Below are 13,865 nucleotides of genomic sequence, written 5' to 3'. Positions count from 1 at the left end.
AAGATTCGGAGTAACGCCGATGGCTGATGACGTGCCAGATGACGAAGAACCAAAAAAGAAATCCAAACTGCCCATGATTATTGGGTTGGTGTTGATGCTTGTACTGGGGGGTGGAGGGTTCTTTGCCGTCTATACTGGCATGCTTTTTTCGCAAGAAACGCCAAGTGAATCGCATGACGAGGCCGAGGCGGAAGTGGTTGACGAAGAACCGCTTCCCGATGTCGCATTCGTGCCGATTGACCCGTTGATCATCAACCTCGACACACAAAACGGCGCATTAAAACACTTGCGGTTTCAGGCTCAAATCGAAGTTCCCGCCAAATATGAGGCCGATGTGACCCTCATTTTACCGCGACTTGTCGATATCTTGAACGGCTATTTGCGGGCGGTGGATGTGTACGAACTCGAAGATCCGACGGCCCTTATCCGCCTTCGATCTCAGATGCTGAGGCGCATGAAAATCGCCGCAGGAGAAGAGCGTGTTCGTGATGTGCTCATCATGGAATTTGTAATTAACTAGGGATGTGAAAATGGAACTAATCGCTGACATCTTGATGATTTGTGGCACGTTTTCTGTGGCCATTTATTGCATGGTACTCTCGCGCCGTTTGCGCAGCTTTACCAATTTAGAGAAGGGAATGGGGGGCGCTATCGCCGTTCTATCGGTTCAGGTCGACGACATGACCAAAACGCTGACCATTGCGCAAAAATCTGCGTCTGGATCCGCGGTACGGCTTCAGGATCTTAACCAGAAATCTGAACAAACTGCCAAGCGGTTGGAATTGTTGATCGCATCCATGCACGATCTTCCGGATGTTGCCCCGCCGCCAATGGTGCAGGCCGCGGCGACCGCACATGTGGCTCCGCGCGCAGATGAGACCGTGACGCAGAGCGGCGATGATTCCGGTCAGGTTGTGTCAGAGGCGTTTTTCTCTAGTCGCCGCGCCCGAATGGAGGCCGCAGAATGACCAAGGAAAAGCAAAAAAAAGAGGCCAAGCCCAAGGTGAAAAAACGATCCTTAAAGGCGGGACGTGGCGCACTTTTTTTGTTGTCCGCCGTCTTGTTTGCCTCTGCGAGTGTTCGCGTTTTTTCCGGAACAGGCGCCGCTATCGCCAAAGAAGTTGCTGAGTTGAGCCAGAGCGAAACACCTGTGGTGGCACCGGTCGACCCGCTCGCATGCATGGTTGATGAGGATCTGGAGACGTTGATCACAGCGTTGCGGCAACGTGAGGATTCCGTGGCGCAAAAAGAACTCGAAATCGAAGAGAAACTTGCCGTTGTCGACGTTGCGCGCGTGGAGATTGAAGAGAGCTTCAAGGCGTTGGAGATCGCCGAATCGCGATTGGCCGCAACTATGGCCGTTTCCAATACCGCAGCCGAAGATGATCTTGCGCGTCTTACATCCGTGTATGAAAGCATGAAATCAAAAGATGCCGCTGCCCTATTCCAAGCTATGGCACCGGATTTTGCCGCTGGATTTCTGGGTCGTATGCGCGCGGATGCCGCGGGTGAAATTATGGCCGGACTACCGCCAGAATTTGCCTACACGGTATCTGTGATCCTGGCAGGACGAAATGCCAACGCGCCAAGCGAGTGACGACAGCGGAATCTTAAGACTTCCGTGTCAGATTGCGGATGAAATCAAAATTTAGGCAGGCATTGAACACATGATTGGTATCGTTGGTATTCTGGTTATCTTCGTCATGGTTTTTGGCGGCTACATCTTGGCGGGCGGCAAGATGGGCATCATCCTAAAGGCGCTGCCGTTCGAGTTTATGATGATCGGTGGCGCGGCTGCGGGTGCCTTTCTCATTTCCAACGATATGGCCGGAGTCAAACACACCCTGAAAGACATGGGAAAGGTTTTTAAGGGGTCGAAATGGAAACATGATGACTACAAAGATCTGCTATGTCTTTTGTTCGAGCTGATCCGTCTCGCGCGTCAAAACCCGGTTGGATTGGAAGAGCACGTTGAGGCGCCCGATGAGTCAAACATTTTCACCAAATACCCCAAAATTCTGGCCGATAAAGAGGCTATTGCTCTTATTTGCGATACACTGCGGTCGGCGTCGATGAACTATGACGACCCTCATCAAGTTGAGGAGGTGTTGGAAAAGCGGATTGAGGCAAACCTGACTCACGCCTTGCACTCGCCACATGCGATGGCCGCCGTTGGTGATGGTTTGCCCGCGCTGGGGATTGTGGCCGCCGTTCTTGGTGTGATCAAGACTATGGCATCAATCGATCAACCACCTGAGATTCTTGGTAAAATGATTGGTGGCGCGCTTGTTGGTACGTTTTTAGGAGTGTTCTTGGCCTACGGTTTGGTCGGGCCGTTTTCTGCAAAAATGCAAAGTGTGATCGAAGAGGATGGACATTTCTATCAGCTTATTCGCGAAGTGTTGGTGGCCAATCTGCACAACCACGCGACCAATATCTGTATCGAGGTCGGTCGACAAAATACACCCGGCCACCACCGTCCCAGTTTTTCGGAGCTAGAAGAGGCGCTAAAAGAAGTGAAGACGGAGGCGGCATGATTAGAGCGCTCACCGTCCTGTTTTTAGCGATTTCAACCGTTTGTGCTCATGCGCAAACGGTTACATTGCGTTCGGCTGATCATGCGGGGTTTTCGCGGTTGGTGGTCGATCTTCCGTCCGGCACACAATGGACGTTTGGGAAATCCGGTGATCCCTATGAGTTTCGGTCGGGAATTGATGATCTGACGTTCGATGCGTCCAACGTCTTTGTGCGGATGACGAAAGATAGAATTACGCAAGTGATCCCAATGGATCGCGGGCGCCTTCAGGTGCGCATTGCCGAGACCTATCACGCCGATGTTTTCGAGCTGCGCGATGGCCAAATTGTGATCGATATAAAGGATGGCGATCCCGATCCGAAATCCGAGTACGAGGTGGCTCTTGAACCATTTCTCACAGATGTTGTGCCACAGCCGCCGGTTGCGTCAAACAGTGCCCCCGCCGCAGATGCGCCAACGCCAACGCCAACGCCAACGGTTGAACGGTCACGTACAGGCGAATTCGATTTTGCGGGTCTTGGCCGGTTTGGTCGCACGCAAATTAGTGATGTGACCGATAGCGTTCCGCAACCAGACGAGCCGCAACCCGAGAAAGTTACGGTTGCTGATGTGGGAGATCTGGCCGCGACTAAATTCGATCGTGACGAATTCGTGCGGCAGTTGGAACAAAACCTTATCGAACAAATTGGGCGGGCATCGGCCGACGGGCTTTTGGTGCCGGCCCTTCCCGATGTGGACAAGACCGAACGCATCATTGACGAGGCGAAAGGAAATGACGCGGAGCCTGACACACCTGTTGACGTTGATGTCGCGCAACCGGAGGTGCCTACCGAAACTGACACCCATTTGAAAATTGAGTCTGCCACAGATCGTGCGCAAAAAACGGCCGAAAAGCCGCGTCGAAATTTCGCCGTGGACGGGAGTGAATGTATCGCGACGACCCGCCTTGATATGGCGACGTGGGGATTGCCACTCGACGAGGAGTTTGAACTTCCACGATTGAGGGCGCAATTGATCGACGAACTTGACGTCCCGCGCCAAGAGGGCGTTTTAGACCTCGCGCGCTATTACCTGTTTCTCACCTACGGCGCCGAGGCAAAGTCTGTCCTTAGATTCCTTCCCGAGGAGGATCCAGATTTACCGCTTTTGTTGGTTCTTGCCGACATCTTCGAGGAAAGTTATGCGGATGAATTAGGGCCACTTTTAGATCAGCAAAGCTGCGACACAGCCGCGTCTTTGTGGAGTGTGATGGCAACGCAATCGCTGTCCAAAGGCCAAGATTACAATCGTGCCGCAATTATCGCCGCGTTCATTGTTTTACCGCATCATCTACGCCGTGTCATTGGTCCCGACCTTGCGCGTCGGTTTGCGGACATTGGCGATACGCAGACCGCCGCCCAGATCAAAAGCGTGTTCACACGTACCGCACCACTTGAGGGGACGGATGTTCTTTTGATGGAAGCATCGATCGCGGAAAGTCAAAGTGACCAAGAGAGATCTGACGAACTCGTCTTGGAGGTTGTAGAAAATCATTCGCATGAAAAGCCGCAAACGCTGATAGATTTCGTCAAAGCCCAACGAGAAAAAGACGCGCCTGTCACGGTAGAAGTGGCCGACACGGCCGAAACCATCGCCGTCGAATACCGTCATCATGACCTCGAAGAGGCGCTTGTCGAGGCGTCTATTGTCGCGCGCATTTTAACAGGCGACATTGATCGTGCACTTGCCCAGCTCAAGTTGGCTGAAACCGCCAAACGCGTCTCTGAGGAGGGCGCGGTTGATTTACGCAAGCTAGCCTTGGCGGAGTCGATAGATTCCCAGTCCGATGATGTCTTTTTGAAAGCTGTCTTTAGGAACATTGATTTCATGGAGGCGCACATGAAAGACGATGCCTCTTTGGGTGGTGTTTCGACGCGGCTTTTTGACCTCGGGTTCGACGATGCCGCCCAACGTCTCGGAAATGCTATGCCACAGTCTCAAGGGGAAAGCGCCACGGACGATCATCGCGCCTTGGTGTCCGGAGATTGGACAGAGTTGCTAACGTCTGAAAACCCAAGCTACGCGACCCTCGCCAAGGCTGTTGTTGCGCAGCCATCTATCCTGACCGAGACGCCGCGCGCGCCGGATTTGGTCGAATTAGAAACGCTCCTGACAGATATCAAGTCGAAGCGGGAATCCGTTCTAGAGCTTCTTTCAAAATAGCGGTCGATCCGCGACCGTGGTTACCATTTGTAAACGCTCGTGGCGCTACAACAGGGTTACCAAAGAAAGAATTTCTGGTGATGCAAAATGCAAAATAGGTGCCCTTGCGCATGGTGTCTGGCGATGACGCCAGCGCAGATGTGTGAATATGGATCTCATGCGATCGACGTGTCAATGCGTCAGGTGTGGGAGAATCGCGCGTGAATTTTTCCCTGAAGTCTATGTTTAGCCCGACCATTTTGCTCGCCTTGGCCCTAATGACAGTGATTGTCATGATGGTTTTGCCAATGCCCTCTTGGATGCTCGATGTCGGCTTGGCCGCGAGTTTCGCCTTGGCCATTTTGATCTTTACCGTAACTTTGTTTGCCGAACGCCCGTTAGATTTCTCGGCGTTCCCCACTGTTTTACTCGCCAGTTTGATGCTGCGTTTGTCACTAAACGTCTCGTCGACAAAGCTCATTATCGGGCAGGGTCACACAGGCACCTCTGCGGCTGGCCATGTGATCGAGGGCTTCGCTAACTTTGTGATGGGCGGCTCGGTCATACTTGGCCTTGTGGTCTTTATCGTGCTCTTGATCGTGAACTTCATGGTCATCACCAAAGGTGCGGGACGCATGGCCGAGGTCGGCGCGCGTTTTGCGTTGGATGGGATGCCCGGCAAACAATTGGCGATTGATGCGGACATGTCTGCGGGCGCGATTACCCATGCAGAAGCCAAAGAACGCCGTGAACGCGAACTGGCCGAAACCACATTCTTTGGCTCATTGGACGGTGCGTCGAAATTTGTGAAAGGCGATGCGGTTGCGGGCCTTTTGATTACCATGATGAATTTGGTCATGGGGCTAGTGATCGGTGTCGTATCCAAAGGGATGCCAATTGGCGAAGCCTTTGAAACCTATTCTATTTTGACAGTGGGCGACGGGCTTGTGAGCCAGATCCCTTCTGTGATCATATCAATTGCCGCCGCATTGCTATTGGCAAAAGGTGGCGCAAACGGTTCGGTCGATATGGCGCTTTTTGCGCAGCTGGGACGTTACCCGCCAGCTTTGTTCACCGTTGCCGTTTTACTGGCGCTTTTTGCCTTTGTGCCAGGATTGCCATTTGTGCCGTTTATTGTTGGTGCGATTGGATTGGCGTGGGCCGGTTGGGTCGTGAAAAAGCGCGCGGATGATTTGGGAAAAGAGACCGCGAAAACCGACGAAGCGGCACAACCAGAGCGCAGTGAGTCGCTCGGTGATATCCTTGATCTCGACGAAATTCATGTCGAATTTGCCACTGATCTTATTCCAATGGTCCTTGACCCACAGACGGGGATCGACGCGCGCATCACCAATATGCGCAACCATGTCGCGACATCATTTGGGTTGATCCTACCCGAGATCCGCCTGACCGATGATCCATCTTTGCCGTCGGGACGATATGTTGTGCGCGTTCAGGGGGTCCAGCAAGTGACGGACACCCTACGTCAGGAGAAAGTTCTCGCACTTTTGGGGGGCGGCGAGGCGGGTTTACCCTTGGGCGAGGACGTGGCGGAGCCAGTGTACGGCGCGCCCGCACGGTGGATCGAACAAAGTGCAAAAGACGATTACGCGATGCAGGGTTGTACGGTTGTGACGCCAACGGAGGTGTTGGCAACCCACCTTTTGGAAGTCGTCAAACGTAGTTTTTCGCGCCTGCTCACAATGAAATCCTTGCGCCGTATTCTTGATGAAATGACCAACCTGTCGGATCGCACGCGCGCGGACGCCAATCAGCGCCTTATTGATGATTTGATACCCGATAAGGTTCCGATGGATATGTTGCTATCTGTGCTGCGCCTGTTGTTGGACGAGCGTGTTTCAATTCGCAATATGCCGCTCATTCTTGAATCAATTGCCGAGGCGCGTGGCGCGCACGCGACCCCCGAAAGTGTATGCGAACACGTTCGTCAACGATTGGGGTTTCAAATTATTTCGGAAATCCGCCGCGATGATGGAACGTTGCCTTTGTTGCAACTCGCACCGGAATGGGAACAAACGTTCTCATCCTATCAAATCGAAAATGAACGCGGGCACGGCGATATTGCGTTGCCGCCCGACCAATTCAATAAACTGGCCAAAGCGATGGCTGATCGCATCGCAAAGGCAGGGGAAAACGGGATATATCCTGCGGTTGTTACGTCAACGCCGCGCCGCCGTTTTATCCGGACGGTATTATCGGCGCAGGGCATCCAAAACCCTGTGTTTTCTTTCGATGAAATCGGGGTAGATGCGCGCCCATCTTTGGTTGGTTTGGTCCCTGCGTAATGGAGTACCTGGAAACCCTGTCTCAAATGTCACAACCGGCGCTCATCGCCGCGTTTTTGGTGTTTGTGCGGGTGGGGGCTTCCATGGCTGCTTTGCCTGCCTTTGGCGAGCAAACCGTTTCAGTACGGGTTCGATTGGCCCTGACATTGGCGTTTACGGCAATTGTTTTTCCTGCGGTGGCGATCGACCCATTCATACTTAATACATCTCTCGTGGTGTTGGGCCCATCCATGTTGGCAGAGGTCGTATCCGGATTAACCATCGGCATTATAGTGCGTTTGAGTGTCATGGCGCTTCAAATTGCAGGTACGATCATTTCCCAATCGACATCATTGTCACAACTGTTTGGCGGTGGTGCGGTCGATGCACAGCCTGCGATGGGGTATATTTTGTTTACGGCTGGATTGGCGTTGGCGGTCACTCTTGGCCTGCATGAACGCATCGCTTTGTTGCTCATCCAGTCGTATGATTTATTCCCCGCGGGGAAGTTTCCAGACCCGCGTGATCTGTCATTGCTCATGGTCGGTCATGTGGCACATGCGTTTGCATTGGCGTTTTCGTTTTCTGGCCCGTTCTTGATCGCGTCAGTGATCTACAACACGGCTTTGGGTGTCATCAATAGAGCCATGCCACAGCTTATGGTCGCTCTTGTCGGCGCGCCCGCAATTACGTTGGGTGGCTTGATATTGCTGTTTCTTACTGCGCCGCTTTTGCTCGAAATCTGGATTGAGCACTTTTACCGCACGCTTCAAAATCCGCTTGGGATATTCTGATGTCGGACGATGATGATAGTGATAAGCAACACGAACCATCCCAAAAGAAACTGGATGATGCGCGAAAACGAGGCGAAATTCCGCGATCCACAGATGTGGCGACGGCCTCGGCATATTTGGGATTTGTTGTCACGGCGATGGCCATTGGGGGGGCGGCCCTGCAATCCACGGGAAGCGTGATGTACGGAGTTTTGGAAAACGTTGATCTGTTGAGTGATGCGTGGTTTGACGGTTCCGGATCTGCGTGGGGTGGCGGGCTTATGGGCGAAATCCTTATCTCGCTCATCCCGTGGTTTCTGATCCCCGCGGCCTTTGTTGTCGCGACTCTTTTTGCCACTCAGTCACTCGTGTTTGCGACCGATCGCATCGAGCCGAAGATGTCAAAAATTTCTCTGATCTCAAACGCGAAGAACAAGTTTGGCCGCGCGGGTATTTTCGAATTCGCCAAGAGCTTTTTCAAGCTGTCGATTTATTCGATTGTGGTTGGGATATACCTCTGGTCGAAGCTGCCGGAAATGGTGTCGACGATGTCGTTGAGCCCCGGCATGATTACCGTTGAGCTTTTGAAATTGGGGTTGGGGTTCTTTGCAATTGTCTTGGCGATCTCAATCGTCATCGGCGGTGTGGACTACCTGTTTCAGGTCAACGAACACCTACGTAAAAACCGTATGTCTCACAAAGAGATGCGTGATGAGGCAAAGGATCAGGATGGCGATCCGCATATGAAGCAAAAGCGCCGCCAAAAAGCGTATGAAATTGCAATGAACCAGATGATGAAAGAGGTTCCCAAGGCCGATGTCATTATCGTCAACCCGACCCATTACGCCGTTGCTTTGAAATGGGACCGGATGCGCGGTGGTGCGCCGGTCTGTGTGGCCAAGGGTGTTGATGAAATTGCCGCGACCATTCGCGAAATTGCCGCCGAACATGACATTCCGATCCACCGCGATCCGCCCACCGCGCGCGCTATTTATGCGGGTGTCGATCTCGGACAAGAAATCTGGCCCGAACACTATCCGGCCGTTGCCGCGTCCATCCGGTTTGCCGAAGAGATGCGCAAAAAGATGCGCGCCAAGCGGAGTGTTGGACTGTGACGCAAAAGACAAAAAAGATCGAGCAACTCAAAGACGTGGCTCAAGTGACACTGACGTTGGAGCTTGGGCGATTGGCTCAAATTCGAGCGGAAGAGGTGTCATTTCAAAGCCGTTTGGACGCACTCAAAGACTCCGCAAAACAACGCAGCGCGCAGATGCAAAGCGTGGACGATTTTGATTCAGCGATGCGTGGTGGCGCAGATGCAAAGTGGACGGCTTGGCTGAGTGACGAACGGCGGCGCGTTTTGCGTGATATGGCGACGATAGCAGAACGGCGCGAAGTTCAATTTGAACTCACGCGCCGCGCCTTTGGTAAGGTTGAAGCTCTCAAGGCCCTCGCAAAAAAGAGCGCGTCGAAACCGTAGCCTATCCTACATCTTGACGAACAATATCTGTCACGAGCACGCTTTCAATATCGTCTCCTAAAATCGCACTGGCGACTTCCAAAAGAGAGGCGCGCAGGCTTTGCATTTTGGTTGTCTCGGTAAAGGAGCCTTTGAACCCACCGATGTTGGCGTGATCAAACAGAACCTGCAAAAAGGCATCGCGCAATTTGGGTTCTTGCGCGTAAATTTTTTCGCGCGCGTTTGGTAGGGTTTCCAGACTGATTGAGAGAACAATCATCGCGGACACCTGACCCTCGTCCATGTCCGGAATCACGAATTGGTTGTTGAGTTTGACGTAGTCAAAAACGACCGCCTCCTCGGGTGTCTCCGGTGCAGCATCGTCCGAATGCTGCGGTGCATTTGGATCCTCGCCGCATGGTCCCAGTTCGGCCGCTTCGGGCGCAGGGCGCAACATAAGCCCGCCCCCGACACCTAGACCAAGACCGATGAGCGCAAGTAGGATTGGTATGAGTTTTCCCATTATAGTGCTCCGTTAGAACGGAAGAAGGATATCGGCAATTTGTTGGCCGTACCGCGGTTGTTGCATTTGAGAGATCTGGCCACGCCCGCCATAAGAAATGCGTGCGGATGCAATTTTTTCATATGTGATTTCATTCTTGCGCGAGATGTCTTCAGGTCTGACGTAGCCCTCGACCAACAGTTCACGGATTTCATAATTGACCCTGACCTCTTGGGATCCCGAGATGCGCAATACGCCGTTGGGCAATACATCAAGGATCGTCGCCGCGACCATCAGTTGTAGTTTTTCATTGCGCCGAACGGAGCCGGAGCCAGACGATGACGAGTTGCTGGAGGTGCCAACAGCGTTTGCCATTGTTGCGCCTTCGGGCAGAACTTCGTTCACGCGTTCGGGGATACCAAGCAGACTATCAATGCCCATACTTTCGGACCCTGAACGTCCGCGTGAGCTATTGTTTGAAATTTCGGCGCTCTCGTCGATTTCGATAACCACGGTGAGGATGTCGCCGCGTTCAATGGCGCGCCGGTCACCCAACAAAGACTGACGTGATGCGGTCCACAAAGAGGCGCCGTCCAGTGGCGTTGTCTTTTCAACATGCATAGGCAGTCCAGGGTTCATCATAGCAGAGGCTTCGGAGGATTCCTGAATAGGTTTAAAGTCAGGCAAACGGCCAACTTCCTCTAGCGGTGAACAGGCGCAAAGGGCCACAAAGGCGATTGATGCGGTGATGGGTTTCATTGCTTCCCTCATTGAGTTGTGAGACGGCCGACATAGACGGCGCCATTTGGACCGACGATGCCGGTGACAATAGTTTTGGATGACAAGTTCATAACGCGCACAGTGTCTCCGATGCCCGCACGACTAAGCGATCGTGCGTCCGCCGAAATGGTAAGCGAGCCCTGCGTGAAATAGAGCGGTACAATTGCATTGCGCTCTATCAGCGCTGGTGCGCCAACGTCCGTGATGCGAATGGGTCGACCCGCGTAGAGCATCCCCTTTGCCTCAAGGCCCACGGCTTCCTCAACTGAAATGAGCGTCCCTGCGATGTCGCCCCCGACCACTTTCAAATCGTCGGCTGACAGGAGCGTTTGAGCACGAATGTTTCGCGCCGCGACCAAGGTGTCTGCATGCGCGCTTGCGGGTAGGGCGAGGGTTGCGACCAAGGCTATGATGGCAAAACGGATCATCGAATGTTGCTCGTGGCCGATAGCATTTGATCGGCGGCGGTGATCACTTTTGCATTAAGCTCATAGCCGCGCTGGGCCTCGATCAATTCAGTGACTTCTCGCACGGCGTCAACAGAGCTGTCCTCTAGATAGCCCTGTCTCAACGTGCCCAATCCGTCAGTTCCGGGAATGGAGACAATGGCGGGGCCAGATGCGGGGCTTTCGAGGAACATGTTCGATCCGATAGCTTCCAAACCTTTGGAGTTGCTAAATCCGGCCAAGGTGAGTTGGCCGAGCAATTCGGGTTCTATGCGGTCGTTGAAGTAGGCATAAACCTCACCTTCGGCGTTAATGGAGATCGAGCGCGCATCATCCGGAATGGTAATATTGGGCACTAGGGCAAAGCCCTCTGATGTGACAATTAACCCGTCTGCGGATCGTTTGAGTGTCCCGTCTCGCGAATATGCGGATTGGCCGGAGGGGAGTGCGACCTCGAAATATCCCTTGCCTTCGATTGCAATATCCAAGTCGCCGTTCGTTTGGGATAGCGATCCTTGGGCCAGTTGCACTGTCACCGATGAGGGCCGCACACCAAGGCCAAGCTGTACACCGGTTGGCAACACCGTGCCGTCCGCGGCATTGATAGTCCCCGGGCGCGCCATTTGTTGGTAGTGAAGATCGGAAAACTCGGCGCGGCGCGCGTTGTAGCCCGTGGTGTTCATGTTCGCGAGGTTTTGCGAAATGGTTTCCACGCGCATTTGCTGTGCACTCATGCCAGTTGCGGCGATTTTAAGAGCTCTCATGATCGATCTCCTTTAACGGCCAAGCGTAGAGATGACACCGCGAATGCGTTCATCTTCTTGCTCGGAAAATTTCTGGCCCATCGTATAGGCGTGCTGAACCTCGATCATGCGGGTGATTTCCGTGATCGGATTCACGTTGGAATTTTCAACATATCCCTGCAAAATTGCCGCACCCTCGTAGGGTTCGACGCCGCCCTCGGTGTAAAACCGAACGCCGTCTTGGCGATTGAGCGAATTGGGGTCGGTGGGCAAATAGAGGCCAATTTGAGCAAGCGGCAAACCATCGGCGGACATTGTTCCGTCCGCCGCAACCGCAACGGATTTTGCATCTGGTGGAATGAAAATGGCGGCCCCGCCGTTGTCGAGCAACCTGTAGCCGTCATGGGTTGTCAGCTCGCCTTGATCATTGGGTGTGAACGCTCCGGCGCGGGTGAGAGCCTCGCCCTGTGGGGTTTCAATGAGGAAAAACCCGTCACCTTCGATTGCCAAATCAAACGTACCGCCCGTTGGGGTCAATGGCCCCTGCGCGTCACTGGTATGGCGGACGTCACCGTTTGCCATCGACAAGGACGGCTCGCCCGGCTCAAGCGCGGAGATGTATTCAGAGAAAATAAGCCCCTCTTTGCGAAAGCCCGTTGTCGATGCGTTGGCCACGTTGTTTGCAATGGCCTGAAGCTCGTTTTTGAGACCCGAAAGACGGGTGAGAACGGTATATCCAGCGCTATCCATCAAAAGCCTCCAATCATTGGAATGAGACGCTCTTGGAAAAAGGCGATCAGGCTTTCAGTCATGAACCCCATCGACATCCAGAACACGATCAAGATTGCACCCAGTTTGGGCACAAACGTCAGTGTCATTTCTTGAATGCTCGTCAGTGCTTGGAACAGGCCAACGCCGACCCCTGTGACAAGGGCGACCAAAAGAATGGGGGTGGATATCACCACCGACATCCAAAGTCCTTGGCGCAATGTGTCATAAAAGATGATTTCATCCATGAGTTACACCGGCATCCGTAGAATTTCTTGGTAGGCTTCGACGACTTTGTCGCGGACTGTGACGACCGTTTCGACGGCCAGTTCGGACTGTGCCAATGCCATAACGAGGGCTTGACTGTCTGCCTGCCCGACAAGGGCCGCCTTTGCGATTTCCTCGCTTTCGGACAGCGTTTGTGCGAACGACTTGGTTGCATCGACAAAGGAATTCCCTTGCATGCCTGCGTTGGGATCGGCCTTTGGTGATGTGGCGGGTTTGGTCGCTGCATAGCCTTGGTTCGCGATCGTGGAGCGGATATCCATTCTGGTTACCTTCCTTTAATTTAACGGCGCAGAAGTTCGAGCAACGAGGACGACATCTGTCGCGCCTGATCGAACATTTTGAGATTCGCCTCATAACTGCGTTGGGCTTCACGGGCGTCGGCGACTTCGAACATCAGGTCTACGTTTGATCCGTCGTAGAACCCTTGGTCATCGGCCATGGGATTTCCCGGGTCGAAAATACGGCTAAGGGCGGTGCGATCCAATTCGACAGGGCCAGTCTCTACGCCACCTGTCTTTTGCCCGTTCTGCATTTCCGCCTCAAAGGATACTGTCTTGCGATGGTAACCAGGGGTGTCGGCGTTCGCGATATTCTCGGAGACGTGGCGCAGTCGGTTTGCTTGCGCCTTCATCCCTGATGCGGACAGGGAGAGAGTTTGTGTTAGGTCAGTCATCGATTATATCCTCACCGTTTCCCAATGGATGCGCGTAAAATCGACATCGAGCTTTTGTAAACACTGAGTGCTAGCTCATGCTGGTGTCGGGTTTGCGCCGCTTTCATCATTTCCGTTTCAAGCGAGACCGTGTTGCCGTTGGGCGATGACGGGTCGGGTGAATCGGTCGTCTCAAGAAGAGGGGAATGTGCGCCAGTGTTCGTGACATGACCTGTGCGCGTTGCGCGCAGTTGTGCTGCGCCTTCCGACGCCTGAAAGGCATCCGAAAACGTCACAGTGTCACGCGCCCGATAGCCGGGCGTGTCTGCGTTCGCCACATTCTTTGCAACCAATTCTTGGCGCGCAGTGGAATGGCGAGCTAATCCGCTTGTGAGGCGAAAAATATCCAGATTTTCAAACATCGGGGCTTCTCCCGCGACTTCGTGTCAACC

The 13,865-nt window shown here is 53.5% G+C and carries 18 protein-coding genes; 9 read left to right on the top strand and 9 right to left on the bottom strand.

Annotation, left to right across the window (positions count from 1 at the left end; genetic code table 11):
• Positions 1-19: 19 nt before the first annotated feature.
• From IMCC12053_RS08400 to IMCC12053_RS08360, 9 genes are all read left to right on the top strand, one after another.
• The gene (locus IMCC12053_RS08400) at positions 20-520 is read left to right on the top strand and encodes a flagellar basal body-associated FliL family protein (RefSeq protein WP_062217991.1); all 501 of its coding nucleotides are present in this window, start codon (positions 20-22) and stop codon (positions 518-520) included.
• Between the two features lie 10 nt (positions 521-530).
• Positions 531-968, top strand: coding sequence for a hypothetical protein (locus IMCC12053_RS08395; protein ID WP_062217988.1), 438 nt, complete (start codon positions 531-533; stop codon positions 966-968).
• On the top strand, positions 965-1,597 hold the full coding sequence (locus tag IMCC12053_RS08390; RefSeq protein WP_062217985.1) for a MotE family protein: 633 nt from the start codon (positions 965-967) through the stop codon (positions 1,595-1,597). Before IMCC12053_RS08395 ends, IMCC12053_RS08390 begins: the two co-directional genes overlap by 4 nt.
• A gap of 70 nt (positions 1,598-1,667) precedes the next feature.
• Entirely contained in the window at positions 1,668-2,537 is an 870-nt protein-coding gene (gene motA, locus IMCC12053_RS08385; RefSeq protein WP_062217984.1) for a flagellar motor stator protein MotA, read from the top strand.
• Positions 2,534-4,738: a hypothetical protein gene (locus tag IMCC12053_RS08380; protein ID WP_062217981.1), complete on the top strand. Its 2,205-nt coding sequence runs from the start codon at positions 2,534-2,536 to the stop codon at positions 4,736-4,738. The genes motA and IMCC12053_RS08380 overlap by 4 nt, the downstream gene beginning before the upstream one ends.
• 221 nt (positions 4,739-4,959) lie before the next feature.
• On the top strand, positions 4,960-7,023 hold the full coding sequence (gene flhA / locus IMCC12053_RS08375) for a flagellar biosynthesis protein FlhA (protein ID WP_062217979.1): 2,064 nt from the start codon (positions 4,960-4,962) through the stop codon (positions 7,021-7,023).
• Positions 7,023-7,796: a flagellar biosynthetic protein FliR gene (locus IMCC12053_RS08370; protein WP_062217976.1), complete on the top strand. Its 774-nt coding sequence runs from the start codon at positions 7,023-7,025 to the stop codon at positions 7,794-7,796. The genes flhA and IMCC12053_RS08370 overlap by 1 nt, the downstream gene beginning before the upstream one ends.
• On the top strand, positions 7,796-8,890 hold the full coding sequence (locus IMCC12053_RS08365; RefSeq protein WP_062217972.1) for an EscU/YscU/HrcU family type III secretion system export apparatus switch protein: 1,095 nt from the start codon (positions 7,796-7,798) through the stop codon (positions 8,888-8,890). The genes IMCC12053_RS08370 and IMCC12053_RS08365 overlap by 1 nt, the downstream gene beginning before the upstream one ends.
• The gene (locus IMCC12053_RS08360; protein ID WP_062217969.1) at positions 8,887-9,255 is read left to right on the top strand and encodes a hypothetical protein; all 369 of its coding nucleotides are present in this window, start codon (positions 8,887-8,889) and stop codon (positions 9,253-9,255) included. Before IMCC12053_RS08365 ends, IMCC12053_RS08360 begins: the two co-directional genes overlap by 4 nt.
• Position 9,256: 1 nt before the next feature.
• Here the strand turns inward: IMCC12053_RS08360 and IMCC12053_RS08355 are convergent, their stop codons facing one another.
• From IMCC12053_RS08355 to IMCC12053_RS08315, 9 genes are read right to left on the bottom strand one after another with little or no spacing between them, the layout of a single operon-like run.
• Positions 9,257-9,757: a flagellar basal body-associated FliL family protein gene (locus tag IMCC12053_RS08355; RefSeq protein ID WP_335337291.1), complete on the bottom strand. Its 501-nt coding sequence runs from the start codon at positions 9,755-9,757 to the stop codon at positions 9,257-9,259.
• A 12-nt stretch (positions 9,758-9,769) separates the two neighbouring features.
• Entirely contained in the window at positions 9,770-10,495 is a 726-nt protein-coding gene (gene flgH, locus IMCC12053_RS08350; protein WP_062217963.1) for a flagellar basal body L-ring protein FlgH, read from the bottom strand.
• Between the two features lie 8 nt (positions 10,496-10,503).
• Positions 10,504-10,944, bottom strand: coding sequence for a flagellar basal body P-ring formation chaperone FlgA (gene flgA, locus IMCC12053_RS08345; RefSeq protein WP_062217960.1), 441 nt, complete (start codon positions 10,942-10,944; stop codon positions 10,504-10,506).
• Entirely contained in the window at positions 10,941-11,726 is a 786-nt protein-coding gene (flgG, locus tag IMCC12053_RS08340; protein ID WP_062217957.1) for a flagellar basal-body rod protein FlgG, read from the bottom strand. Before flgG ends, flgA begins: the two co-directional genes overlap by 4 nt.
• A 12-nt stretch (positions 11,727-11,738) precedes the next feature.
• Complete coding sequence (locus tag IMCC12053_RS08335; RefSeq protein WP_062217954.1) at positions 11,739-12,455, bottom strand: flagellar hook-basal body complex protein; 717 nt, start codon at positions 12,453-12,455, stop codon at positions 11,739-11,741.
• Positions 12,455-12,721, bottom strand: coding sequence for a flagellar biosynthetic protein FliQ (locus tag IMCC12053_RS08330; protein ID WP_062217951.1), 267 nt, complete (start codon positions 12,719-12,721; stop codon positions 12,455-12,457). Before IMCC12053_RS08330 ends, IMCC12053_RS08335 begins: the two co-directional genes overlap by 1 nt.
• Positions 12,722-12,724: 3 nt before the next feature.
• The gene (gene fliE, locus IMCC12053_RS08325) at positions 12,725-13,021 is read right to left on the bottom strand and encodes a flagellar hook-basal body complex protein FliE (protein ID WP_062217948.1); all 297 of its coding nucleotides are present in this window, start codon (positions 13,019-13,021) and stop codon (positions 12,725-12,727) included.
• Positions 13,022-13,041: 20 nt separating this feature from the next.
• Positions 13,042-13,434, bottom strand: coding sequence for a flagellar basal body rod protein FlgC (flgC, locus tag IMCC12053_RS08320; RefSeq protein WP_062217945.1), 393 nt, complete (start codon positions 13,432-13,434; stop codon positions 13,042-13,044).
• 11 nt (positions 13,435-13,445) lie between these two features.
• A complete protein-coding gene (locus IMCC12053_RS08315; protein WP_062217942.1) occupies positions 13,446-13,835 on the bottom strand; it encodes a FlgB family protein in 390 nt (129 codons plus the stop codon).
• Positions 13,836-13,865 lie beyond the last annotated feature (30 nt).

The organism is Celeribacter marinus, from assembly GCF_001308265.1.
In the GTDB taxonomy this organism is placed as follows: domain Bacteria; phylum Pseudomonadota; class Alphaproteobacteria; order Rhodobacterales; family Rhodobacteraceae; genus Celeribacter; species Celeribacter marinus.
The sequence above is the reverse complement of the archived record's forward strand: the minus strand, read 5'-3'. Positions and strand labels throughout refer to the sequence as shown.

Excerpts from the sequence above, each read along its gene's own strand:
- flhA (WP_062217979.1), top strand. The coding sequence starts at position 4,960 with ATGTTTAGCCCGACCATTTTGCTCGCCTTGGCCCTAATGACAGTGATT.
- flgH (WP_062217963.1), bottom strand. The coding sequence starts at position 10,495 with ATGAAACCCATCACCGCATCAATCGCCTTTGTGGCCCTTTGCGCCTGT.
- IMCC12053_RS08400 (WP_062217991.1), top strand. The coding sequence starts at position 20 with ATGGCTGATGACGTGCCAGATGACGAAGAACCAAAAAAGAAATCCAAA.
- IMCC12053_RS08335 (WP_062217954.1), bottom strand. The coding sequence starts at position 12,455 with ATGGATAGCGCTGGATATACCGTTCTCACCCGTCTTTCGGGTCTCAAA.
- IMCC12053_RS08330 (WP_062217951.1), bottom strand. The coding sequence starts at position 12,721 with ATGGATGAAATCATCTTTTATGACACATTGCGCCAAGGACTTTGGATG.
- flgA (WP_062217960.1), bottom strand. The coding sequence starts at position 10,944 with ATGATCCGTTTTGCCATCATAGCCTTGGTCGCAACCCTCGCCCTACCC.
- IMCC12053_RS08390 (WP_062217985.1), top strand. The coding sequence starts at position 965 with ATGACCAAGGAAAAGCAAAAAAAAGAGGCCAAGCCCAAGGTGAAAAAA.
- flgC (WP_062217945.1), bottom strand. The coding sequence starts at position 13,434 with ATGACTGACCTAACACAAACTCTCTCCCTGTCCGCATCAGGGATGAAG.
- fliE (WP_062217948.1), bottom strand. The coding sequence starts at position 13,021 with ATGGATATCCGCTCCACGATCGCGAACCAAGGCTATGCAGCGACCAAA.
- IMCC12053_RS08355 (WP_335337291.1), bottom strand. The coding sequence starts at position 9,757 with ATGGGAAAACTCATACCAATCCTACTTGCGCTCATCGGTCTTGGTCTA.
- IMCC12053_RS08315 (WP_062217942.1), bottom strand. The coding sequence starts at position 13,835 with ATGTTTGAAAATCTGGATATTTTTCGCCTCACAAGCGGATTAGCTCGC.
- flgG (WP_062217957.1), bottom strand. The coding sequence starts at position 11,726 with ATGAGAGCTCTTAAAATCGCCGCAACTGGCATGAGTGCACAGCAAATG.
- IMCC12053_RS08380 (WP_062217981.1), top strand. The coding sequence starts at position 2,534 with ATGATTAGAGCGCTCACCGTCCTGTTTTTAGCGATTTCAACCGTTTGT.
- IMCC12053_RS08365 (WP_062217972.1), top strand. The coding sequence starts at position 7,796 with ATGTCGGACGATGATGATAGTGATAAGCAACACGAACCATCCCAAAAG.
- IMCC12053_RS08370 (WP_062217976.1), top strand. The coding sequence starts at position 7,023 with ATGGAGTACCTGGAAACCCTGTCTCAAATGTCACAACCGGCGCTCATC.
- IMCC12053_RS08395 (WP_062217988.1), top strand. The coding sequence starts at position 531 with ATGGAACTAATCGCTGACATCTTGATGATTTGTGGCACGTTTTCTGTG.
- motA (WP_062217984.1), top strand. The coding sequence starts at position 1,668 with ATGATTGGTATCGTTGGTATTCTGGTTATCTTCGTCATGGTTTTTGGC.